This window comes from Ruegeria sp. AD11(2025) (genome assembly GCF_056542405.1).
Map to the genome: position 1 here is coordinate 47177 of NZ_JBQFZU010000009.1, position 23026 is coordinate 70202.

General features: G+C 59.7%; 21 protein-coding genes. 14 read left to right on the plus strand and 7 right to left on the minus strand.

From position 1 onward, the window contains the following. Positions 1-46: 46 nt before the first annotated feature. The 6 genes from ACR1XY_RS10830 to ACR1XY_RS10855 all read left to right on the plus strand — a co-directional run bounded on the left by ACR1XY_RS10830 (position 47) and on the right by ACR1XY_RS10855 (position 7412). Entirely contained in the window at positions 47-1618 is a 1572-nt protein-coding gene (locus ACR1XY_RS10830) for a Re/Si-specific NAD(P)(+) transhydrogenase subunit alpha (RefSeq protein ID WP_480593037.1), read from the plus strand. A gap of 13 nt (positions 1619-1631) precedes the next feature. Further along, entirely contained in the window at positions 1632-3086 is a 1455-nt protein-coding gene (locus ACR1XY_RS10835; RefSeq protein WP_170400356.1) for an NAD(P)(+) transhydrogenase (Re/Si-specific) subunit beta, read from the plus strand. Positions 3087-3375: 289 nt separating this feature from the next. Beyond that, the gene (locus ACR1XY_RS10840) at positions 3376-3597 is read left to right on the plus strand and encodes a VOC family protein (RefSeq protein ID WP_480593041.1); all 222 of its coding nucleotides are present in this window, start codon (positions 3376-3378) and stop codon (positions 3595-3597) included. A gap of 106 nt (positions 3598-3703) precedes the next feature. After that, positions 3704-4981, plus strand: a complete 1278-nt coding sequence (locus ACR1XY_RS10845; RefSeq protein ID WP_480593044.1) for a DUF3422 family protein — start codon at positions 3704-3706, stop codon at positions 4979-4981. 69 nt (positions 4982-5050) lie between these two features. Then, positions 5051-6193, plus strand: coding sequence for an MFS transporter (locus ACR1XY_RS10850; protein WP_480593047.1), 1143 nt, complete (start codon positions 5051-5053; stop codon positions 6191-6193). 55 nt (positions 6194-6248) lie between these two features. Next, the gene (locus ACR1XY_RS10855; RefSeq protein ID WP_480593050.1) at positions 6249-7412 is read left to right on the plus strand and encodes a M20 aminoacylase family protein; all 1164 of its coding nucleotides are present in this window, start codon (positions 6249-6251) and stop codon (positions 7410-7412) included. A 39-nt stretch (positions 7413-7451) separates the two neighbouring features. Here the strand turns inward: ACR1XY_RS10855 and ACR1XY_RS10860 are convergent, their stop codons facing one another. Both ACR1XY_RS10860 and moaA read right to left on the minus strand, forming a co-directional pair. Beyond that, positions 7452-8777 carry a 3-deoxy-D-manno-octulosonic acid transferase gene (locus tag ACR1XY_RS10860; protein WP_480593053.1) on the minus strand — a complete coding sequence of 442 codons (1326 nt, stop codon included), beginning with the start codon at positions 8775-8777 and terminating at the stop codon, positions 7452-7454. Between the two features lies 1 nt (position 8778). Next, the gene (gene moaA / locus ACR1XY_RS10865) at positions 8779-9786 is read right to left on the minus strand and encodes a GTP 3',8-cyclase MoaA (RefSeq protein WP_480593057.1); all 1008 of its coding nucleotides are present in this window, start codon (positions 9784-9786) and stop codon (positions 8779-8781) included. A gap of 90 nt (positions 9787-9876) precedes the next feature. Here moaA and ACR1XY_RS10870 point away from each other — a divergent pair, with 90 nt between their 5' ends. Further along, positions 9877-10293: a hypothetical protein gene (locus ACR1XY_RS10870; RefSeq protein WP_480593062.1), complete on the plus strand. Its 417-nt coding sequence runs from the start codon at positions 9877-9879 to the stop codon at positions 10291-10293. Here the strand turns inward: ACR1XY_RS10870 and ACR1XY_RS10875 are convergent. From ACR1XY_RS10875 to glmU, 4 genes are read right to left on the minus strand one after another with little or no spacing between them, the layout of a single operon-like run. Further along, positions 10281-10967 (minus strand): DNA alkylation repair protein, encoded by a 687-nt coding sequence (locus tag ACR1XY_RS10875; protein WP_480593067.1) that lies wholly within the window; start codon positions 10965-10967, stop codon positions 10281-10283. The genes ACR1XY_RS10870 and ACR1XY_RS10875 overlap by 13 nt on opposite strands. A 4-nt stretch (positions 10968-10971) precedes the next feature. Beyond that, the gene (locus tag ACR1XY_RS10880; RefSeq protein WP_480593070.1) at positions 10972-11511 is read right to left on the minus strand and encodes a pyridoxamine 5'-phosphate oxidase family protein; all 540 of its coding nucleotides are present in this window, start codon (positions 11509-11511) and stop codon (positions 10972-10974) included. Between the two features lie 3 nt (positions 11512-11514). After that, positions 11515-13335, minus strand: a complete 1821-nt coding sequence (gene glmS, locus ACR1XY_RS10885; protein WP_480593074.1) for a glutamine--fructose-6-phosphate transaminase (isomerizing) — start codon at positions 13333-13335, stop codon at positions 11515-11517. Positions 13336-13338: 3 nt separating this feature from the next. After that, positions 13339-14691 carry a bifunctional UDP-N-acetylglucosamine diphosphorylase/glucosamine-1-phosphate N-acetyltransferase GlmU gene (glmU, locus tag ACR1XY_RS10890; RefSeq protein WP_480593076.1) on the minus strand — a complete coding sequence of 451 codons (1353 nt, stop codon included), beginning with the start codon at positions 14689-14691 and terminating at the stop codon, positions 13339-13341. A 134-nt stretch (positions 14692-14825) separates the two neighbouring features. On the opposite strand from glmU, the gene ACR1XY_RS10895 reads away from it, so the two are divergent. The 3 genes from ACR1XY_RS10895 to ACR1XY_RS10905 all read left to right on the plus strand — a co-directional run bounded on the left by ACR1XY_RS10895 (position 14826) and on the right by ACR1XY_RS10905 (position 18057). Next, positions 14826-15497, plus strand: coding sequence for an HAD-IA family hydrolase (locus ACR1XY_RS10895; protein WP_480593080.1), 672 nt, complete (start codon positions 14826-14828; stop codon positions 15495-15497). A gap of 39 nt (positions 15498-15536) precedes the next feature. Then, on the plus strand, positions 15537-16727 hold the full coding sequence (locus tag ACR1XY_RS10900; RefSeq protein WP_480593083.1) for a DegT/DnrJ/EryC1/StrS family aminotransferase: 1191 nt from the start codon (positions 15537-15539) through the stop codon (positions 16725-16727). Positions 16728-16893: 166 nt separating this feature from the next. Beyond that, complete coding sequence (locus ACR1XY_RS10905; RefSeq protein ID WP_480593087.1) at positions 16894-18057, plus strand: isovaleryl-CoA dehydrogenase; 1164 nt, start codon at positions 16894-16896, stop codon at positions 18055-18057. Positions 18058-18107: 50 nt separating this feature from the next. Here the strand turns inward: ACR1XY_RS10905 and ACR1XY_RS10910 are convergent, their stop codons facing one another. Further along, on the minus strand, positions 18108-18713 hold the full coding sequence (locus tag ACR1XY_RS10910; protein WP_480593090.1) for an OmpW/AlkL family protein: 606 nt from the start codon (positions 18711-18713) through the stop codon (positions 18108-18110). 136 nt (positions 18714-18849) lie between these two features. Between ACR1XY_RS10910 and ACR1XY_RS10915 the strand changes: the two genes are divergently transcribed. The 4 genes from ACR1XY_RS10915 to ACR1XY_RS10930 are packed head-to-tail and all read left to right on the plus strand — an operon-like array spanning position 18850 to position 23024. Beyond that, a complete protein-coding gene (locus tag ACR1XY_RS10915) occupies positions 18850-20379 on the plus strand; it encodes an AMP-binding protein (RefSeq protein ID WP_480593092.1) in 1530 nt (509 codons plus the stop codon). Beyond that, on the plus strand, positions 20373-20948 hold the full coding sequence (locus ACR1XY_RS10920; RefSeq protein WP_480593095.1) for a lysozyme inhibitor LprI family protein: 576 nt from the start codon (positions 20373-20375) through the stop codon (positions 20946-20948). The genes ACR1XY_RS10915 and ACR1XY_RS10920 overlap by 7 nt, the downstream gene beginning before the upstream one ends. 46 nt (positions 20949-20994) lie before the next feature. Beyond that, complete coding sequence (locus tag ACR1XY_RS10925) at positions 20995-22599, plus strand: carboxyl transferase domain-containing protein (RefSeq protein ID WP_480593097.1); 1605 nt, start codon at positions 20995-20997, stop codon at positions 22597-22599. Further along, positions 22599-23024, plus strand: coding sequence for an ASCH domain-containing protein (locus tag ACR1XY_RS10930; protein WP_480593100.1), 426 nt, complete (start codon positions 22599-22601; stop codon positions 23022-23024). Before ACR1XY_RS10925 ends, ACR1XY_RS10930 begins: the two co-directional genes overlap by 1 nt. Positions 23025-23026 lie beyond the last annotated feature (2 nt).

Sequence of the window (23026 nt, forward strand, 5' to 3'; positions counted from 1 at the left end):
TAACCGACCACACACTCGAAACGAGCGAGAATTAGGGGGACTGCCAGTGAAGATAGGCACACCAAAGGAAATACTGGACGGTGAGAACCGGGTCGCGATGACCCCGGATTCGGCTGTGCAGTTGCAGAAACTGGGCTATGAATGCGCCATTGAAAAAGGGGCGGGTGCTGCTGCTGGCTTTTCGGATGCGGCGTACGAGGCCGTAGGCGTCGAGATTGTCAAAACCGCCGCTTCGCTGTGGAAATCCTCGGACATCATTGCCAAGGTTCGGGTCCCGACCGAGGCCGAGCTGAAGCGACTGACCAAGGGCAAGACGTTGATTTCCTTCTTCAACCCTGCTGGGAACGAAGAGGGCATGGAACTGGCCAAGTCCAAGGGCGCAAACGTCATAGCCATGGAGATGGTGCCTCGGATCAGCCGCGCGCAGAAGATGGACGCGCTGTCCTCGATGGCGAATATCGCAGGCTACCGTGCCGTGATCGAAGCTGGTAACAACTTCGGCCGCTTCTTCACCGGTCAGGTGACGGCAGCTGGCAAGGTGCCGCCTGCCAAGGTTCTGATCGTCGGGGCGGGTGTGGCCGGTCTGGCAGCCATCGGAACCTCGACCTCGCTGGGTGCGATCACCTATGCGTTCGACGTGCGCCCCGAAGTGGCTGAGCAGGTCGAATCCATGGGGGCCGAGTTCGTCTATCTGGATTTTGAAGAAGAACAACAGGACGGTGCGGCCACCGGCGGTTATGCCTCGGTCCAGTCCGAGGAATTCCGCAACGCGCAGCTGGCCAAATTCCGTGAGCTGGCGCCGGAGGTGGACATTGTTATCACAACGGCGCTGATCCCCAACCGCCCGGCGCCCAAGCTGTGGTTGGAGGATATGGTCAAGGCGATGAAGCCGGGCTCGGTCATCGTTGACCTTGCGGCCGAACGTGGCGGCAACGTCGAAGGCACTGTGCCGGATGAGAAGATCGTGACCGACAATGGCGTGACCATCATCGGCTATACCGACTTCCCCAGCCGGATGGCGGCGCAGTCCTCGTCTCTGTACGCGACCAATATCCGTCACATGATGACGGACCTGACGCCCGAGAAGGACGGTCAGATCAACCATGACATGGAAGATGACGTGATCCGCGGCTCGACCGTGACCCATGAGGGCGAGATCACCTTCCCGCCGCCTCCACCCAAGGTGCAGGCGATTGCGGCGCAGAAAAAACCCGAGATCAAAGAGCTGACCCCGGAAGAGAAAAAGGCGCAGGAGATTGCGGCCTTCAAGGCGCAGACCAAGCAGCAGTTCACCCTGCTGGGTGTAGGTGGCGCGCTGATGCTGCTGGTGGGGCTGATCGCTCCGGCCAGCTTCATGCAGCACTTCATCGTCTTCGTGCTGGCGATCTTCGTGGGCTTCCAGGTCATCTGGAATGTCTCGCACAGCCTGCACACTCCGCTGATGGCGATCACCAACGCGATCTCGTCGATCATCATCGTCGGTGCCTTGATGCAGATCGGATCGGGCTCGTTCCTGGTCATTCTGCTGGCGGCGCTGTCCGTCTTCATGGCCGGGATCAACATCTTCGGCGGCTTCCTCGTAACCCGGCGCATGCTCGCCATGTTCCAGAAATCTTAAGGAGGCCGGGCACATGGAATTTGGCTTCACTACTGCCGCCTATGTCGTTGCGGCTGTCCTTTTCATTCTTTCGCTCGGCGGTCTGTCGAACCAGGAAAGCGCCAAGCGTGCGGTCTGGTACGGCATCGTCGGTATGGCGCTGGCGGTCTTTGCTACGCTGGTTGGTCCCGGTTCGGGCCTGTGGCTGCTGTCGCTGCTGTTGATCGCTGGTGGCGGTTTCATTGGCCAGTATGTTGCACAGCGCGTGCAGATGACCGAGATGCCGCAGCTGGTGGCCGCGATGCACTCGCTGGTCGGTCTGGCGGCTGTGTTCGTGGGCTTCAACGCGCATTTTGAAGTTCTGAACGTCGCCGAAGTGATGGCGGTTGCGGATGCCTCGAAAGAGGTGCTGTACACCGGTCTCGGAGGGTTCGGGCAGCTGATCGCCAAGAAAACCCCGGCGGAACTGTCGATCCTGCATGTCGAACTGTTCCTGGGCGTCTTCATCGGTGCAATCACGTTCACCGGGTCGGTCGTGGCCTATGGCAAGCTGGCGGGCAAGGTAACGTCTGCAGCGACCAAGCTGCCCGGCGGTCATGCGCTGAACGCGGCGGCGGCGGGGCTCTCGCTGATCTGCCTTATCTGGTACACCGCCTCGGGCGGTTTCTTCCCGCTGTTCCTGATGACTCTGGCGGCGCTGTTCATCGGCTATCACCTGATCATGGGCATCGGCGGCGCCGACATGCCGGTTGTTGTATCGATGCTGAACAGCTACTCGGGCTGGGCGGCGGCGGCTATCGGCTTCTCGCTGGGCAACGACCTGCTGATCGTGGTTGGTGCGTTGGTGGGCTCGTCCGGTGCGATCCTGTCCTACATCATGTGCAAGGCGATGAACCGTCACTTTGTCAGTGTGATCCTGGGCGGCTTTGGTGGCCCGCAGGGCGAGCAGATGGCAGTAGAAGGCGAACAGGTGGCGATCGATGCCGATGGTGTCGCAGCCGCGCTGAATGACGCCGACAGCGTGATCATTATCCCCGGCTACGGTATGGCGGTAGCGCAGGCGCAGCAATCGGTCTCGGAACTTGTCCGCAAGCTGCGTGCCAAGGGTAAGGAAGTGCGGTTTGCGATCCACCCTGTTGCGGGTCGTCTGCCGGGCCACATGAACGTGCTTCTGGCTGAGGCGAAGGTGCCTTACGACATCGTGCTGGAGATGGACGAGATCAACGACGACTTCCCGGATACGGATGTGGCCATCGTCATCGGTTCGAACGACATCGTGAACCCTGCGGCGCAGGAAGATCCCAACAGCCCCATCGCCGGCATGCCGGTTTTGGAATGCTGGAAGGCCAAGCAAGTGTTTGTGTCGAAACGTGGTCAGGGCACCGGGTATTCGGGCATCGAAAACCCGCTGTTCTTCAAAGAGAACACCCGCATGTTCTATGGCGATGCCAAGCAGTCGCTGGACAAGCTGCTGCCGATGATCGATTGATCAACAGGCTTAACCAAATTGCAAAGGGCGCCTGCGGGCGCCCTTTTCTTTTTCTTATGAATGGAGGGCATTGCCCCTCAAAGCCCCCCAAGAAATTTTGGCCAGATTAAGCAGACGGGTACCCTGGGGAAACGCAAATCAGGGAGATCGGTGATGCAAAAAAGTGAATGGTATAGGCGGGGTGTTCTCTCTCGCGCGTGATCCCGAAGCCCTGAGTGCTTGGTATGAAAAGCACCTTGTCGTCAATCACTACGAGCCGGTGCCATGAAAGCAGCGCGAAGGCTACACGGTGTTTGCCCCATTCGCGCAGGACACCGAGTTTTCTGGACGGGCCGAGCAACAATGGATGATCCATTTCCGTGTCGATGATCTGGCTACGATGATCTCACAGTTGCAGGCCGCTAGGATTGAGGTTGAAACCCGTGCCGAGTGGGACAGTGAGGTTGGAAAACTCGCCCGTATAAACGACCCCGAGGGCAATCCGATCGAGCTGTGGCAGCCAAATCAATGACATAGCCTATAGTGTATACTGTTGTATCCATGTAAGTATATGAAATAAAAGAGAATTGATGTATTTTTGATGTCCCCTATAGTGCCCGAATGAATCGGAGCCCCAAATGACGCCCATCGACGACCATCCTCTGCGCTATGTTTTGGCGAATGAGCTGCACGCACGCCCTTTTCCGGTCGCGAGTACCCCGTGCACCGTGGTTTTTCTGGCGATTAAAAAGCCGGAAGCCGCTGCAGCGCGGGATCGGGATGAGGATCTGACCCATCTGATCAACCTGTTGGATCGACACGGGGCGCAGCATCCTCAACCTCAGGCCACCCACTATGCAGGGCGGATCGGCCGTCATTGGTTGAAATGGGAACAGCATACCGAATTCGTCACCTACACTGCGATTACACAAAACGTCAGTGACCGTCCCTTCAACCCGGCTGATTTCGAAGTCTTCCCACCCGACTGGTTGATGGCGAGCCCGGGCCAACGGGTTACCTCGGCGATGATCCGGGTGGTCGAGCGGCAAGAGGATGAAGCGGTTCAGGCGGCGCTGGCTGATTGGTTTGAGCCCGAAAGTCTGGCCGTCGCGCGGGTGCTGGACGACGCTGCCATTTGCGCCTGCGATTTCCGTATCGATCCGGCCGGTCACATGCGTTTTGCCCTGTTTGTCGCCGAGGGCACCGGGCGGCGCAGGACTGGTCGAATCATTCAGCGCTTGTGTGAGATCGAGACTTACAAGGCGATGTCGATGCTGGGTTTTGCCCGGGTCAAACAACTGACGTCCCGCATAGGTGAGCTGGACAGCAGACTGACCGGGTTGATGGGGCAGATGACCGACAATTCGGCCCATCCCGACGCATTGCTGCCCGATCTCTTGTCTACCTCGACCGAGCTTGAAACCCTCTCGGCCCAGTGCTCCTTCCGGTTCGGGGCCACGGGTGCATATGAGGCAATCGTGAACCAGCGGATCGAAGTGTTGCGGGAAGAGCGTTTCGATGGTCGCCAGAGTTTCGCCGATTTCATGATGCGCCGTTACGATCCTGCCATGCGCACTGTGAAAGCCGCCGAGCGTCGCCTGCAGGCGCTTTCAGACAGGGCCATTCGGGCCGGAGAATTGTTGCGCACGCGGGTGGACGTGGAGCGCAGCGCGCAGAACCAGGCACTGCTGGAAAGCATGGATCGCCGTGCCGATCTGGCCCTGCGTCTGCAGCACACTGTCGAAGGGCTCTCGGTGGTGGCCATCAGCTATTATGCCGTCTCGCTTGTCAGTTATGTGCTGTACCCGCTGACCAAGGCCGGAATGAGCAAGGGAATGCTGACGGCGGCGGTGACGATCCCGGTGGTGCTGGCGGTGTGGTTCTTTATCCGGCAGGTCCGCAAGCGGCTGGAATGAACGGCGTTTGCCAATCCGTCGCGAGCCTGTAGAACGGGGGCGAGTGACGCTGTTTGCGAAGGAAACCCGGTGATCGGACTTGTGGCCGCGTGGCGGGCCGTGGCTGCCATGTTCATCCTGAACGGTGCGCTTTTCGGAATTTGGGCGTCGCGTATCCCCGCTGTGCGCGACCAACTGGACCTGACGCATGAGGCGTTGGGCTACGGCCTTTTGTTCATGGCGGCTGGAGCGGTGTGTTCCTTTCCCGTCACCGGGAGACTGACCGACCGGTTTGGCGCCGTAGCGCTGACGCGGGTCATTGCGGTTCTCTACACGCTGTCTCTGATCCTGCTGGCCATGGCGGGAGGGTTCTGGACGCTGGCAGCGTTCCTGTTCGTATTTGGGGCCTTTCATGGCTCGATGGACGTGGCGATGAACGCCTGGGCGGCCGAAGTGGAACAGGCCTATCGCAAGCCGGTCATGTCCTCGTTTCACGCGATGTGGAGCCTTGGGGCCGGACTGGGTGCGCTCAGTGGGTTTGGCGCGGTACAGATGGGACTGACGGTGATGCAGCATTTTTTGCTGGCTGGTGGCGCGGTCGTGGCCTTGGCGTTGGCATTGTCCTGGGTGCGCTGGTCGTCCCGCAAGGCCGTGTCGCCAGGGGGCGCGGTTTTTGCACTACCCTCCGGTGCGCTGATCCTTGTGGGTTTCACCGCCCTGTGCGGCGCATTGGGTGAAGGTGCCGTGGCGGATTGGAGCGCGATATTCCTGCGCGATGTAACCGGAGCAGCGGAAAGCATCGCGGCCCTTGGGTACGCTGTGTTTTCGGTGACCATGGTGGCCTTCCGGCTGGCCGGGGGCTTCGTGATCGCCCGCTTTGGCCCCGTTGCCATTGCCCGTTTCGGCGGCGTTTGCGCGGCGTTGGGCGTGTTAATTGTGGTCTCGGCAGCAGAGGCAGGGCTGGCGCTGGCAGGCTTTGCGCTGATGGGCGTTGGCTATGCCGTAATCATGCCGCTGGCCTTCAGCCGGGCCGCGAATGATCCGCACGTGCCGCCGGGGCAGGCCATCGCCAGTGTGGCGACGCTGGGGTACGGAGGGTTGTTGATCGGCCCACCGCTTATTGGGTTTCTGGCAGAGATGCTTACATTACGACTGGCGTTCACGGCTTTGCTGCCTTTGGCCATTCTGATTGTCCTGTTATCTGGCGCGCTGCGGCCTGCGCCTTTGGACTGACGCCGCGACTACGCTGGGATGTACCCCGGTCAAAAGAACAAGTTGGGAGATGACTATGCCGATCAAGAACCGCTTCGCCGAACTGCAGAGTGAAATCACCGAGTGGCGCCGCGATATTCATGAAAACCCCGAGATTCTGTTCGAGACTCATCGCACCAGCGCATTGGTCGCGGACAAGCTAAAGGAGTTCGGCTGCGATGAGGTGGTGACCGGCATCGGCCGCACCGGTGTCGTTGGTGTTATCAAGGGCAAGGTTGATACGGGCGGCAAGGTGATTGGCCTGCGGGCGGACATGGATGCGTTGCCAATCCACGAGGCAACGGGGTTGGACTATGCCTCCAAGACCGAAGGGGCGATGCACGCGTGTGGCCATGATGGGCACACGGCGATGTTGCTGGGAGCGGCGAAATACCTGTCGGAAACACGGAACTTCGACGGCACTGTTGTTGTGATCTTTCAGCCGGCGGAAGAGGGCGGCGGAGGCGGCCGCGAGATGTGCGAAGACGGGATGATGGACCGCTGGGGCATTCAGGAGGTTTACGGGATGCACAATTGGCCCGGCCGCCCCGTGGGCAGCTTTGCCATTCGTCCGGGCGCTTTCTTTGCCGCCACCGATCAGTTCGACATCACATTCGAAGGCAAAGGCGGGCACGCAGCCAAGCCGCATGAGACCGTAGATACCACCGTGATGGCCGCGCAAGCGGTGCTGGCCTTGCAGACAGTCGCCGCGCGCAATGCCGATCCGGTGGATCAGGTTGTGATCTCGGTAACATCATTTGAGACCTCGACTACGGCATTCAACGTGATCCCGCAGACGGTGCAATTGAAAGGGACCGTCCGTACGATGAGCCCGCAAATGCGGGATCTGGCAGAAAAGCGCATCAAGGAGATCTGCAACGGTGTGGCCGCAACCTTTGGCGGGACCGTCGAGGTGACCTATTACCGGGGTTATCCGGTGATGGTGAACAGCGACGAGCAGACCGATTTCGCCGCAGATGTCGCGCGATCCATTTCCGGCAGTTGTGATGAGGCGCCGTTGATCATGGGCGGTGAGGATTTTGCCTTTATGCTCGAGGAACGGCCGGGGGCGTATATTCTGGTCGGCAATGGCGATACAGCAGCGGTGCATCATCCCGAATACAATTTCAACGATGAAGCGATTCCTGCCGGATGCAGTTGGTGGGCCGGGATCGTTGAGCAGCGGATGCCTGCGGCTTGATGGGCAGGGCGGGGGCTCGGTCCCCGCACAGCCGGGAAATTAATAGCCCGATGAAGCTGGATCCCGGTCATACAAGCTGAGCTGGGTACAGAGCGTTTCGACGATGGAATCCAGTGCGGATTTTTGGGTGTTCACGCAGGATTTTGCAGCGCTGCGCGCCGTCTCCAGAGCGTCTTGATCCGACAGCAAGGTTGCTACGGCGGCGGCCAGATCGGGGGCGGATTGGACTTGCAGGGCTCCCCCTGTTTCGATCAACGGGGCATAGGTTTCGGCGAAGTTGAAGTAGCCCGGTCCTGTGATCACTGCGGCTCCGGCCTGTGCGGGTTCGAACGGGTTGTGGCCGCCGATTTCTTTCAGTGATCCGCCCAGAAACACAACGGGGCAAAGGGCGTACCATGTGCCGGTCTCACCCAGAGTGTCAGCCACGTAGACCTGCGTTTCTCCGGTGATCTGATCCCCGGCAGACCGGAATGCTGCGGTTTGTCCGGCCTGCTCAATCAGCGCGGCCACGTCATTGCGGCGTTCAGGGTGGCGGGGGATCAGCAACAAAAGCAGATCGGGCCATCGATTGAGCAAATCCGCATGAGCCTCCAGCACGGTTTCCTCTTCGCCCGCATGGGTCGAGCTGGCGATCCAGACGGGGCGATCTCCGACCTGCGCGCGAGTGTCGGACAGTGTGGTTTGCTCCACCGGCAGAGGATCGGACATCGCCTTGAGGTTCGTGCCGGGCTGAACACGGTCTGCGCGCGCGCCCATGCCGATCAGGTTTGCCGCCGTCTTGTCATTCTGAGTCAGGAACAGGCGAAAATGGTCCAGAATGAAGCGCGCCGTGTCGGGGCGTTTCTTCCAACCCTCTACGGATTTGTCCGACAGGCGCGCATTGAGCAGCGCAAGCGGGATACCACGGGTCGCGCCTTCGACAATCAGGCGCGGCCAGATTTCGCTTTCGACAAAGATACCGGCGTCCGGGCGCCAGTGATCCAGAAAGCGCTGGACGGGGCCGGGCATGTCGAGGGGCGGGAATTGGTGGCGCGCGCGCGGCGGCATGCGTTTTTCAATCAGCGCTGCTGAGGTCGGTGTGCCAGAGGTGATCAGAAACTCGGCATCGGGCAGGCGCTCTCCCAACCGCTTAATTAGGCTGATCACCGACAAGGTTTCCCCGACACTGGCCGCGTGGAACCATATAAGGCGGCCGCTGGGGCGGGGCAGGCTGGCGTGGCCCAGTCGTTCTTGTTGTCGTGTTTCGGGAACGTCGGCGGCCCGCAGTTTTTTCCGCACCGTGCGCCAGACCAGCGGGCCTGCAACGGCGGTCAGGCCGCAATACAAGTTGTAGAGCAGCGTCGGCTGGCTCTGCTGATCCGGCATGTCAGCCGCCTGTGTGGCTCATGTGACGGCTCATTTGGCCGTCGACCGCTTGGCGGGAATAGTCGAAATCATGGCCTTTGGGCTTGAGGTTGATCGCGGCGCGGATCGCATCCTCAAGCGGTTGCTCGGTGTCGGGATGGTCACGCAAAGCGCCACGCAGATCGGCCATGTCCTCTTGGCCGAGGCACATGTACAATTCGCCGGTGCAGGTCAGGCGCACGCGGTTACAGCTTTCGCAGAAATTATGCGATAGCGGCGTGATGAAGCCGATCTTTTGCCCGGTTTCTTCAAGCCGGACATAGCGCGCGGGTCCGCCGGTGCGTTCGGTCAGATCGGTGACCGAATAGTGGTTTTCGTATTCCTTGCGCACGTCCTTCAGCGACCAATACTGATCCAGCCGATCCTCGTTGCCGATGTCGCCCATCGGCATGACCTCAATCCAGGTCAGGTCCATGTCGCGCTCGGCGCACCATTTCGTGATCGTGGGCAATTCTACTTCGTTGAATCCCTTCAGGGCCACCGCGTTTATCTTGATCCGCAGTCCAGCCTTTTGCGCTGCGTCGATTCCGTTGAGCACCTGTTTCAGGCGGCCCCATCGCGTGATCTGCGCGAATTTGTCCTCGTCGAGCGTGTCCAGCGAGATATTTACGCGCCGCACGCCCGCTGCATAGAGATCATCTGCAAAGCGATGCAGCTGCGAACCGTTGGTGGTCAGCGTCAGCTCTTTCAACGCGCCGCTGTCCAGATGGCGAGTCATGCTGTTGAAAAACGTCATGATATTACGGCGCACCAGCGGCTCGCCACCGGTGATGCGCAGCTTTTCCACACCCAACTTCACAAAGGTGGTGCACATGCGGTCCAGCTCTTCCAGCGTCAGCAGGTCTTTCTTCGGCAGGAACTTCATATCCTCGGACATGCAGTACACGCAGCGGAAATCGCAGCGGTCCGTGACGGAGACGCGGAGATAGGTAATCGCACGTGCGAACGGGTCGATAAGCGGAGCAGTCATGCGACATAGGTAAAGCCGGGACCCATCTCCGACAAGGGCGAAATTTCCTTTGCGCTGGTACAGATGCGCACAGGGCGGTAAGCTGGCGGCATGAGATATACGCTTTTGACTTTGTGCGTTCTGGTTGCGGGATGCGACACCGTGCGGTCGACAACAGATCGTGTATTGGGGGCGGGTAGCGCACCCGCCGAGGCGGAAGAGGTCGTGACTGAGGAAACGGTCGAACCGGAACCGGTTGCGGTCGCGCCTGCAAGCTGGGTTGGTGCAAAGACCACCATTGCCGGATTGGGGGACCCGACGACGCCAGGACGGTGGTTGGAAACACCGCTGGTCGATACTGAATTCACCGGTCGCGTGGTAGTGCCGAAAACCGGGTCGCAAGCCTATATCACTCTGGTCCCGGCCCCGGGGCCGGAGAGTGGCGGCAGCCGGTTGTCGCTGGACGCGATGCGGGCTTTATTGTTGCCGTTTGACGAGTTGGTCGAACTTGAGGTCTATTCCAACTGATTTTTCAGGTACTTTCCGGCTTCGCGATGGGCAAAGGGCTTCATTGCCTCGCCATGTGATGCCAGAAAGGCAATCACTCGGTCCGGGTCATGTTTCGATAGCTCGCGCAGCCACCATGCAATGGCTTTCTGGATGAACCAGTTGCGGTCAGGGACAAAGCCCGACGCCCAGCCAAGGATGCGGTCGCGACGCGCCAGATCCTCGGGTTTCGGGTGGTTCTGTTTCGTCCAGGGCAGCGTGGCCACCAGCGCTGCGCGCCGCGTCCACATATGATCCGACGTTGTCCAACATTCGACCTGATCCAGCCGGGACGGGTCGGTTGACAGACGTTTCTGCATCGCCATGCAGGCGTGATCGGCCACAGCCCAAGCGTCGAAATCGGACAGCCAGCTTTGCAGAAGTTCCCAGACAGCCTCGTCAGGGCGAATGCGGGCCTGTGTCAGCAGTTTGGCTGCAGCCAGGCGACCTTCGTGGACGTTGGTTTGCCAGAGCGCATCTGCCAGTTCGACGCGCGCAGGCACGTCCAGTTCCTGACGCCATGCCTTGGTCAGGTCATTCAGTACCGGGTTGCCGACGCCAAGATAAGGACGGTCGGCCTTGTGATAGGCCGCCATCTGCTCAGCACGCTCGGCGTCCGCATGGGCTTTGATCTGATCCAGATAGGTGTCCAGCATCGAATTAGTCGGCGCGGGTCGGTTTGCCGTCGATGGTCTGTTGGTTTTTTTCCATCCAATAGGCGCGGATGTCGTCGTCCGACTTTCCGTCCACCCATTTCTGCATGGTGTCCCGATCGGACTGATACTCCATGAACGGCACCGCATAGCCGCAGGAGGTCTGAACCAGATCGATATGCAGATCATAGATCTGCCGCGCGCTGCGGTGGTCCGGAAACAGATCGGCCAGCTCGTCCCAGCCAGCGTCGCCTACATGCGACGTGCGCGCAGTCCCATAAGTGCGCAGGATCAGTGGGCGCGTGGTGAAGGAACACCACATCAGTGTCATGCGATTGGTTTCCAGCAAATGCCCAGCGGTTTCATTGCCGCTGCCGGTCAGGTTCATCCAGACAATCCGGTTGGGCCCCAGAATACGCAGCGAGTCCATCCCCTTGGGCGAGATGTTCACCCGCCCGTCAGGTGCCGCCGTGCCGACGAAAAAGATGTGCTGATCTGTGATGAACTTTTGCTGGGCGTCATCCAGTTCCGGGAATTGCTTGGCCATTCTTCACTCCACCGTGACAGATTTCGCCAGGTTGCGCGGTTGGTCCACATCCGTGCCTTTCGCCACGGCCGTATGATAGGCCAGCAGCTGCGCCGGGACGGAATACAGGATCGGGGCTAGGCTGGGGTGTACACGAGGCATACGGATGGTTCTCCAGACGCCGTCTTCCGCCTCGGCAACACCGTCATCGTCCGAGACCAGAATGACTTTACCCTTGCGCGCCATCACTTCTTGCATGTTCGAAACGGTCTTGTCGAACACTGCATCGCGCGGGGCCATGACGACCACCGGCATATGCTTGTCAATAAGGGCGATGGGGCCGTGTTTCAGTTCACCTGATGCATAACCTTCTGCGTGGATATAGCTGATTTCCTTGAGCTTCAACGCACCTTCCAGTGCCAGCGGATACATCAGGCCGCGCCCCAGAAACAACACGTCGCGCGCTTCGGACAAGCGCTGAGCGGATTTCTTGATGGCCTGGTTCTGGTCCAGCGCGGCGTTGAGTACCGTCGGCAGAGAGCGCAACGCTGCGGCGTGATCGGCTAGTTCTTCGTCGCTCAGCGTTCCCCGATCCGCAGCGGCTTTAAGCGCCAGCATCAGCAATACGCTCAATTGACAGGTAAACGCCTTGGTCGAGGCGACGCCGATCTCGACACCCGCATGGATGGGCAGGGCAATGTCGCTTTCCCGCGCAATCGAGCTTTCGCGGACATTGACCACCGACACGACTTTGTCGGCCTTGCCCTCGCAATAGCGCAGCGCGGCCAGCGTGTCGGCTGTTTCGCCCGACTGGCTGACGAACAGCGCCGCCGTCCGGCCCGGTATCGGCGGCTCGCGATACCGGAACTCGCTGGCGATATCGACCTCGACTGGCATCTTGGCCAATTGTTCGAACCAGTATTTCGCCGTCAGGCAGGCATAGAAAGCGGTGCCGCAGGCGACCATGGTCAGGCGGTCAAGCTTGGTGAAATCCAGATCATCGGGCAGGACGACCTTGTCCCCGCCGGTAGGCATGTACGACCGGATCGCCTCGGCCACCACCACGGGCTGTTCGGCAATCTCCTTGGCCATGAAGTGTTTGTGGCCCGCCTTGTCAGCCCGCGTCTGGTCCAACTTAATGCGGCGGGTTTCGCGGTTGGCCAGTTCTCCGGCCTCGTTGCGGATATCAAGCGAGGTGCGGGTCACCACCGCTCGGTCACCTTCTTCCAGATAGGTGATGCGGTCGGTCAATGGAGCCAGCGCAATTGCGTCAGAGCCCACGTACATCTCGCCGTTTCCATGCCCGATAGCCAGGGGCGAGCCTTTTCGGGCCGCGACGATCAGGTCATCCTGACCGTCGAACAGAAAGGCCAGCGCAAAGGCGCCCTGCAGCTTGTCGATGGTCTGGAAAGCCGCCTCAACCGGGGACAGGCCGGTTTTCAGGAAGTGCTCAGCCATCAGGGCTACGGTTTCGGTGTCGGTTTCGGTGGCGAAACCTACACCGTGCTCGGCCAATTCGGCTCGCAACTCGCGATAGTTTTCGACGATACCGTTGTGCACAACAGCAACAGGGCCTGCCCTGTGTGGGTGGGCGTTTGTGACCGAAGGCGCGCCATGGGTCGCCCAACGGGTGTGTCCAATTCCGGATTTGCCGGGTAGTGGATCATGCACCAACAGATCGCTTAGATTCACGAGCTTTCCGACCGCCCGACGACGCCCCAAGGCGCCGTTGTCAACAGTCGCGATGCCAGCACTGTCATATCCGCGATATTCCAGCCGCTTCAAAGCTTCAACAAGAATTGGGGCGGCTTCGTGCTGACCCAAAACACCTACAATACCACACATGAATCAAACTCCTTTATCGCGACGAGCCTTCTTCGCCTTTAACATATCAAATATTTTGCGAGCGTAGCCGGGTTTGTTGTCTTGCCGAGCACGGGCCACGGCCAGAGCGTCGGGTTCAACATCCCGGGCTACCACAGTACCTGCGGCGGTCATTGCACCATTGCCCAGCGTTACAGGCGCCACGAGCATGGTGTTCGATCCGATAAAGACATTCTCACCTATCGTCGTGCGATGCTTCAAAACTCCGTCGTAGTTACACGTTATCGTGCCCGCGCCAATATTCGAGGTTGCCCCCACCGTGGCGTCTCCGATGTAACTAAGATGATTGACTTTGGTACCTTCAGCGATTTCAGAATTCTTGATTTCAACGAAATTGCCGATGCGGGTGTTTTCAGCCAGTTCTGTACCCGGGCGTAGGCGGGCAAAGGGACCTATGATGGCTCCACGGCTGACATGGCAGCCTTCGAGATGCGAAAACGCACGGATTGTCGCGCCGCTTTCGACAGTTACGCCGGGGCCGAAAACTACGTTTGGCTCAATAACCGCATCTCTGCCAATGATCGTATCGGCGGCCAGATAGACAGTTTCCGGAGCCATCAGAGTTACACCGAGGTCCAGTAGTTCGGCGCGCGCATTGGATTGAAACACGGCATCCGCCGCGGCCAGATCGGCGCGAGAGTTCACACCCAGCGTCTGTGCTTCGCTACAGGCAACGGCCGTAACCTTCAGCCCACGCTCACGGGCTATTTCGACAACGTCGGTCAGATAGAATTCACCCGCGACATTGTCGTTGCCCACTGCTTCGATCAGGTCGAACAACGTCTGCGCGTCACAAGCCAATAGTCCCGAGTTACAAAAGGTTATCGCACGTTCTTCGTCAGATGCGTCCCTGAATTCGACGATCCTCTCCAGACTTTGCCCTTTCATCACCAGGCGGCCATAGCGCCCGGGATCGGCAGCCTCGAATCCCAGAATAACCAGATCGTTTTCCGCCCGCGCTGCAACCATGCGTTCTAGTGTGTCGGGTCTCAGAAACGGAGTGTCTCCGTACAGGACAACGACATCGCCCGAGAACCCTTCTAGTGCGGGGCGCGCTTGGGCAACGGCATGGGCAGTGCCCAATTGCTCTTCTTGAACCGTGATCTGGGCAGTGTCGTCCTCGGCTGTAGCAACCTTGGCCACGGCTTCGGAGTCGTGCCCTGCGACAATCACGGTGCGCTCGGGTGACAAAATTGCCCCGGCGCGCATGGCGTGGACCAGCAAGGGAGTCTGGGCGATTGGATGTAGAACTTTAGGAAGATCCGATTTCATCCTGGTACCTTTTCCGGCGGCAAGGATGACAAGGGCAGTACTCATGAAAATGATTTCTCTTTGTGTTTTGTTGCCTTCCGTTTTATCCGCTGGGGTCAAAGGCGCAAGCGGTTCAGCCATCAAACAAGATTGCCGTTTGCAATACTACACGGCAAAAAACCGCCGAAACAGGAGGCACAATGCGCACCGTTATCTTCGATCTGGACGGAACCCTGGCCGATACGTCCGGCGATCTGCTGGCCGCAGCGAACCACTGTTTTCGCGAGATGGGGCACGGGGATGTGCTGGTGCACGGACAGGACGCAGCGGTTGCATTGCGGGGCGGGCGGATGATGCTGACGCATGGGCTCAAGCGTGTCGGTGCTTATGACGAGGATATGGTTCACGCCTATTACCCAACGCTGCTCGAGGCGTATTCGCGGGCCATCGACACTCACACACAGTTCTATCCCGGCGCACTGGAAGCGGTCGAGGTTTTGCGGTCTGCCGGTTACGGCGTGGGCATCTGCACCAACAAGCCAGAGGCATTGGCGCATCAATTGCTGACCCAGATGGGCGTACGGGATACCTTTGCCTCTCTTGTCGGCGCGGACACGTTGCCAGTGCGCAAACCGGACCCGGAACCTCTGCGCGAGGCTGCGCGCCGGGCAGGCGGGCATCCAGATCTGTGTGTGCTGATCGGAGATTCAGATACTGACCGCAATACGGCCCGAGCCGCCGGTGTGCCGTCGGTTCTGGTCACGTTCGGCCCGTCTGGTGATGACATGGCTGCACTCGAACCCGAGGCTTTGCTACATCACTTCGACGATCTGCATTCGGTGGTCGAAGGGCTGATCGGTGCGGCGGCGTGATCTCTTGACCTGCGACACGTACAGCATCAGAACAAACCCATGACCGAGACATTCACTGGCAGCTTCACCCAGCAGGAACCCATCCCCGAAAAGGCGATCGAGGCCGCGATGGCCGTCCTGCGCCACGGGCGCCTGCACCGTTACAACGTTGTCCCCGGAGAGCTGGGCGAAACTGCGTTGCTGGAGCAGGAATTCGCGGCGCAGATGGGGGCGAAATACTGTCTGGCGGTGTCCTCCGGCGGCTATGCATTGGCGACGGCGCTGCGTGCGGTAGGAGTGCAGCCGGACGATCCGGTTCTTACCAATGCCTTTACGCTGGCTCCGGTGCCGGGGGCGATTGCCTCGGTCGGGGCGCGGCCGATTTTTGTGGGGGTGACTGAGGGCCTGACCATTGATCTGGATGACCTTGAGGCAAAGCTTGATCAGGCGAAGGTCCTGATGCTCAGCCATATGCGCGGGCACTTGTGCGACATGGATCGGCTGATGCAGATGTGCGATGCGGCAGGCGTTATCGTGATCGAGGATTGCGCCCACACGATGGGCGCGGCGTGGCGCGGGCAGCTTTCGGGGCGGCAGGGGGCGATCGGGTGCTATTCCTGTCAGACCTACAAGCATGTCAATTCTGGTGAAGGCGGGCTGCTGATCACCGATGACGAAGAACTGGCAGCCAAGGCGACGATGCTGTCGGGGTCCTATATGCTTTATGAACGCCACCTTGCTGCGCCGGGACCCGAGGTGTTCGAGCGGATCAAATACACAACGCCGAACGTATCCGGCCGTATGGACAACCTGCGCGCCGCCATTCTGCGCCCGCAACTGCGCGATCTGGACCGGCAGGTGCAGCGTTGGAACGAACGCTACGATGAGATTGCGGCGGGGCTGCGCGGAACGCCGGGTCTGACCATCGTCGAGCGCCCTGAGGAGGAGACCTATGTCGGGTCGTCGATCCAGTTCCTGTTGCTCGACTGGTCGCCGGAGCGCATTGCCGAGGTAATCCGGCGCTGTGCCGCGCGCGGGGTGGAGCTCAAGTGGTTTGGCGGCGCGGAGCCGACCGGGTTTACCTCCCGCTATGACAGTTGGCGTTACGCGGACAGCACGCCTTTGCCCACCAGTGATCGCATTCTGGCCGGTATCATGGATATGCGTGTGCCTCTGACCTTTTCGCTGGAGGATTGCCGTTTGATCGCGCGTATCATCCGATCCGAGGTTGGCGCGGTCTATCAATCCTGATCCAATTGAGTGCACCTGCGGTGCACGCTCTTTTTGACAGCCGCCCTTTGGGGCGGCTGTCTGTGTTTTTGGGGGATCGTGCCGATCAGGGTCGTTGACCAGATGCAATCCGGCTGTTATCAGTTTATTGAACATGTGTTCATTTATGCGAAGGAGGAGATCGCGTATGTTCTCGGCCACAATGCAATTTGATCTGGGCGAAGACGTGAATGCCCTGCGCGAGATGGTGCACCGCTGGGCGCAGGATCGGGTCAAGCCGATCGCGGCTGAAGTCGACAAGTCCAACGCTTTTCCCAACGAGTTGTGGAAAGAGATGGGCGATCTCGGGATGCTTGGGATCACGGTGCCCGAGGAATACGGAGGGGCGGGGATGTCGTACCTGGCCCATACCGTCGCAGTGGAGGAGGTGGCGCGGGCCTCGGCCTCGGTTTCGCTGTCTTACGGGGCGCATTCGAATCTGTGCGTCAACCAGATCAAGCTGAATGGAACCGACGAACAGAAGGCGAAGTATCTGCCGCGTCTGATCTCAGGCGAGCATGTGGGCGCATTGGCGATGTCCGAGGCCTCGGCTGGATCTGATGTGGTTTCGATGAAACTGCGCGCGGAAAAGCGCAACGAACATTTTCGGCTGAACGGCAGCAAGTACTGGATCACCAACGGGCCGGATGCGGACACTCTGGTTGTCTATGCCAAGACAGACCCGGAGGCGGGCTCAAAGGGGATCACGGCTTTTCTGATCGAAAAAGAGATGAAGGGATTTTCGACCTCGCCCCATTTCGACAAGCTGGGGATGCGCGGGTCGAACACGGCCGAGCTGATTTTCGAAGACGTCGAAGTGCCGTTCGAAAACGTTCTGGGTGAAGAGGGTAAGGGCGTCGCGGTACTGATGTCCGGTTTGGACTATGAGCGCGTGGTTCTGGCCGGGATCGGGACGGGCATCATGGCGGCCTGTCTGGACGAGATCATGCCCTATCTGGCTGAGCGCAAGCAGTTCGGCAAACCCATCGGCAACTTTCAACTGATGCAGGGCAAGATCGCCGACATGTACACCGCGATGAATTCCGCGCGGGCTTATGTGTATGAGGTTGCCAAGGCCTGTGACCGGGGGGACGTGACTCGTCAGGACGCGGCGGCTTGCTGTCTTTACGCCTCGGAACAGGCGATGGTGCAGGCGCATCAGGCGGTGCAGGCGATGGGTGGGGCCGGGTTCCTGTCGGATTCGGCGGTCAGCCGAATTTTCCGTGATGCCAAGCTGATGGAGATCGGTGCGGGGACCAGCGAAATCCGCCGGATGCTGATCGGGCGGGAATTGATGAGCGAAGTGCTGTGACAGAAAAACGCCCCGCAGTCGAGGGAACAGCGGGGCGTTCTTTCAAAGGATCAGAAGCGATGTACGTAGGATACGCCGACCAGCCAAGGATCGATTTCGGCGGTGCCGATATCGGCGCCGTTCAGTTTGACGTCCGAGTCGATGTCGAACCAGCGGACGTTCAGTCGTACAGCACCGTTATCGGTGACCATGTAGTCCAGACCGGCCTGCAGCGCGACACCGACCGAGTTGTCCAGTTCCAGATCACCCAGAGCCGATTTCTCGTCGAAGAAGATGGTATAGTTGATACCGGCGCCGACATAGGGTTTCCAGGCGCTGTTGGTTGGGAAGTGGTAGTTCAGCGACAGGGTGGGCGGCAGGTGCTTGACCGAACCTGCATCAACGCTGCCACCCAGGGTAACAGTGTGGCTGAACGGGGTCGCGGCCAGCAGTTCGATACCAAGGTTGTCGCGGACGAAGTATTCAGCGGTAAAGATCGGGCGGGTGTCCGAATCCACTTCGGCATCGAAGCCAGCCAGAGTACCGTTGTCGGATTTCGGGTCGAGGTAGCCAATACCAACACCGACGGTCCAGTCACCTTGGTTCTGGGCCATTGCAGGGGCGGCAAGCGCGACAAGCGCAGTGGAAAGTGTCAAAGCGGCGAGTGTTTTGATCATTTTAAGGCCTTTGAATTTGATGATGGGACGGTTTTGCCGAACAGGGGCAAGGTAAACTCTGATCTGCATCAAGTTCCCGCGAGTTCGAAAGCGTGCGTTCGACCTGAGACTGTCATGAAAACAAGGGGTTTTGCGTATGCGTCCCAATAAATGCATACCGGGTATGCGGGACGTGGGGGGCTGGAACATTCCTGCCCGGCTTAACATGGCGCGACAGTGTCTTTCGCGCCCCACCGGCAGCATAGCCATTATCGATCTGACCGCGGGGGGGCATGATGCCATCTCTTACGGTCAGCTCGGGCGTATGACCGACGGAATTGCGCGGGCGTTGCTGAAGCAGGTTCAACCCGGTGACCGTGTGGGAGTGCTGCTCAGCCAGTCGCCGTGGTGTGCGGCGGCCCATCTGGCGATCTGGAAGATCGGCGCGATTTCGGTGCCGCTGTTCAAGCTGTTCAAGCATGACGCACTGGCCTCTCGGGTTGGGGACGCCGGGGCGAAGCTGGTGCTGACAGATGAAGACGGCGCAGGGTTGCTGGGTGATCTGGCGCGCTCGGTGCGCGTTGATCAGATCGCGCCGTCCGATGATCCGCTGCCCTTTGCTGATACCGGCCCCGAGGACCCGGCGGTGTTGATCTATACCTCGGGCACTACCGGCACCGCGAAGGGGGCGCTGCACGGACATCGGGTTCTGACCGGTCACCTGCCGGGTGTTTCGATCAGCCATAACCATTTGCGTGACGGTGATTGCCTGTGGACGCCTGCCGACTGGGCCTGGATCGGCGGCCTGTTCGACGTGCTGATGCCCGGGCTGGCGCTGGGCATCCCGGTGGTTGCGGCGCGACTTGAAAAATTCACGCCTGAAGCCTGCGCCGACGTGATCGCGCGCGGTGAGGTGCGGAACGTGTTCTTTCCACCGACCGCCCTGCGGATGCTGAAGGCAGCGGATCAGAGCATCCCCGGCCTGCGTTCCGTTGCATCTGGCGGTGAACCATTGGGCGCTGAAATGCTGGCCTGGGGGCAAAAGGCGTTTGGCCTGACGATCAACGAGTTTTACGGCCAGACCGAATGCAACATGGTCGTGTCCTCCTGCGCCGAGGATTTCCCGGTGCGCCCGGGCTGCATTGGAAAGCCTGTACCGGGGCATGAGGTGGCGGTGATCGACGAGACTGGCCACCCGACCGATGAGGAGGGCGACGTAGCCATCCGGCGCGGATCGGCCTCGATGCTGTTGGAATACTGGAATCGGCCTAAGGTGACGGGGGAGAAGTTCCGCGGCGACTGGCTGATCACCGGCGACCGAGGCGTTTGGGAGGGCGACTACCTGCGTTTTGTCGGGCGAGATGATGACGTGATTACCTCGGCCGGCTACCGCATCGGCCCGGCCGAGATCGAGGATTGCCTGCTGACCCACCCTGCGGTGGCGACGGTCGGCGTAGTCGGCAAACCCGATCCGCTGAGGACCGAGATTGTGAAGGCCTATGTGGTGCTGAAGCCGGGGGCCGAAGCCACGGGGCAGGAATTGCAGGACTGGGTCAAAGACCGTTTGGCGCAGTATTCCTATCCGCGTGAGGTGGCTTTTTTGGAGGAACTGCCGATGACGGTGACAGGGAAAGTGATCCGCAAGGAGCTGAAGGCGCTGGCAGGGAAGGAAAGCAAGCAATGCTGAGCAAGCTGCAGAGCTTTGATTTGCTCGCTCTAAGCACTGTTTTGGCCATCACATTAGTGCTGCCCCAAGACGTTGGAGCTCAAAACTATCAAGTACAAGATGAGCATGGTCAAACTATTGTGGACCAAGCCTACATGGACACTCAAGTTCGTGCGTGTGTAGAAAGTGTCGCTAAGCCAACAAACCTTTCCGACTGTGTTAGCACTTTTTCAGGCGATTGCATGGATGAAGACATTTCTTGGGGACAAAGCACCCTTGGAATGTACTTTTGCGCCGAAGCTGAAACAGCTGTTTGGGACGCGCTGGTGGACGAAAGTGCCGCAGACCTACTTAGCCATTACAGAGCGCTTGATGATGGAGACGCTGACAGCGTTTCGTCTCTGCCTCTGAGAGCGCCGAGCTTGACCGAAGCACAAAACCGCTGGGAAGAGGCTCGGGATGCTGATTGCTTGGTGGAATATCTTCAGTGGAGAGGCGGATCAGGTGCAAAACTCCTTGGTGCAAGCTGCCGCTTGGAGCGAACGAGCCAAAGGGTGATTTGGTTAAAGACGTTGTTGGAGGAAAAATGATGCTGCTTTTTTCGGCTGGTTTTCTGATGGTTGAGGAAAACAAATAATGAAACTCACATCCAAAGCCATGCCCGCCTCCGAGGGCTTCAAAGCAAACCGCGCGGCCCATCTCGACGCGCTGGCGCAAATCTCGAACGCCGCCGAAGCGGCCCGCATGGGCGGAGGCGAGAAATCTCGCGCGCGGCATGAATCGCGGGGCAAGATGCTGCCGCGTCGCCGAGTGGCGAACTTGCTCGATCCGGGGTCTCCGTTCCTCGAAATCGGCGCGACAGCGGCGCATGGGATGTATGGCGATGCTGCGCCTTGTGCCGGGGTCATCGCCGGCATTGGCCGGGTGCAAGGGCGCGGGGTCATGGTGGTCTGCAACGACGCCACCGTGAAGGGCGGCACCTATTACCCGATGACGGTTAAGAAACACCTGCGGGCGCAGGAGATTGCCGAGGAAAACCATTTGCCTTGCATCTACCTAGTCGATAGTGGCGGCGCGAACCTGCCCAATCAGGATGAAGTGTTCCCCGACCGCGACCACTTTGGCCGCATCTTTTATAACCAAGCGCGGATGAGCGCGAAGGGGATCGCTCAGATTGCCGTGGTGATGGGCTCGTGCACGGCGGGAGGGGCCTATGTCCCCGCAATGTCCGACGTGACCATTATCGTGAAGGAACAGGGCACGATCTTTCTGGCCGGGCCGCCTCTGGTCAAGGCCGCGACGGGAGAGGTTGTCAGCGCCGAGGACTTGGGTGGCGGCGATGTACACACTCGTCTGTCAGGTGTGGCGGACTATCTGGCCGAGGACGACGCCCACGCGCTGGCCCTTGCACGGCGGGCGGTTGGATCGTTGAACCGGTGCAAACCGCAGACCGTGGACTGGGCCAGCCCCGAAGACCCCGCCTACGATCCCGAAGAAATCCTCGGTGTCGTTCCCGCCGATTTGCGCACGCCGTATGATATCCGCGAAGTGATCGCGCGTCTGGTCGATGGCTCTCGGTTTGATGAATTCAAGCCTCGGTTCGGTGAGACACTGGTGACCGGGTTTGCCCATGTGAAAGGCTGTCCGGTTGGCATCATCGCCAACAACGGTGTGCTGTTTTCCGAGGCCGCGCAGAAGGGCGCGCATTTCGTTGAGCTGTGTTCGCAGCGCAAAATCCCGCTGGTCTTCCTGCAGAACATCACCGGCTTCATGGTCGGTCGCAAGTACGAAAACGAGGGTATCGCGCGGCATGGAGCGAAGATGGTGACCGCTGTTGCGACGACGAACGTGCCGAAAGTTACCATGCTGGTCGGCGGGTCCTTTGGGGCTGGCAACTATGGCATGGCCGGTCGTGCCTATCAGCCGCGGTTCCTGTGGACTTGGCCGAACTCGCGCATTTCCGTGATGGGAGGAGAGCAAGCCGCCGGCGTTCTGGCCACCGTCAAGCGCGACGGGATCGAACGGCAGGGCGGATCGTGGTCGGCCGAGGAAGAAGCCGAATTCAAGCGCCCGACGCTTGAGATGTTCGAGGAGCAATCGCACCCGCTTTATGCCTCGGCCCGCCTTTGGGATGACGGCATCATCGACCCGCGCAAAAGCCGCGATGTGCTCGCGCTGTCGCTGAATGCCGCGCTGAACGCCCCGATCGAAGAGACACGTTTCGGCGTGTTCAGGATGTGATGAACATGACAATGCAAGATGTATTGACCCGGTATCCCGGCGCACAAACTTTCAAATTTGGCGACAGCGCAAATATGAGTGCCGAGTTGCTTTCACTGGTGCGAGCAGGCCGGAAAACGGCAACCTGTGGCGCGCTGAGGGACTATCCAGATGGCAGCCCCGAAACACCGGTTGTTGGGCGCCGCGACATCGCTTTGGAGTGGGATGGAAGCCCTGCTTTGGTGATCGAGACCGTCGATGTTTCGATCTGTCGCTTCTGCGATATGACCGAGGATTTCGCGTTGGCCGAGGGTGAGAATGAAACGCTTGAGGGATGGCGCGAAGATCATCGCCGGTACTTTGAGCGTAATGGTGGTTTCGATCCAGAGATGGAACTGTTGTGCGAACGGTTCCACCTAATCGAAGACCTGGCGGTTGAGGGGTAAGA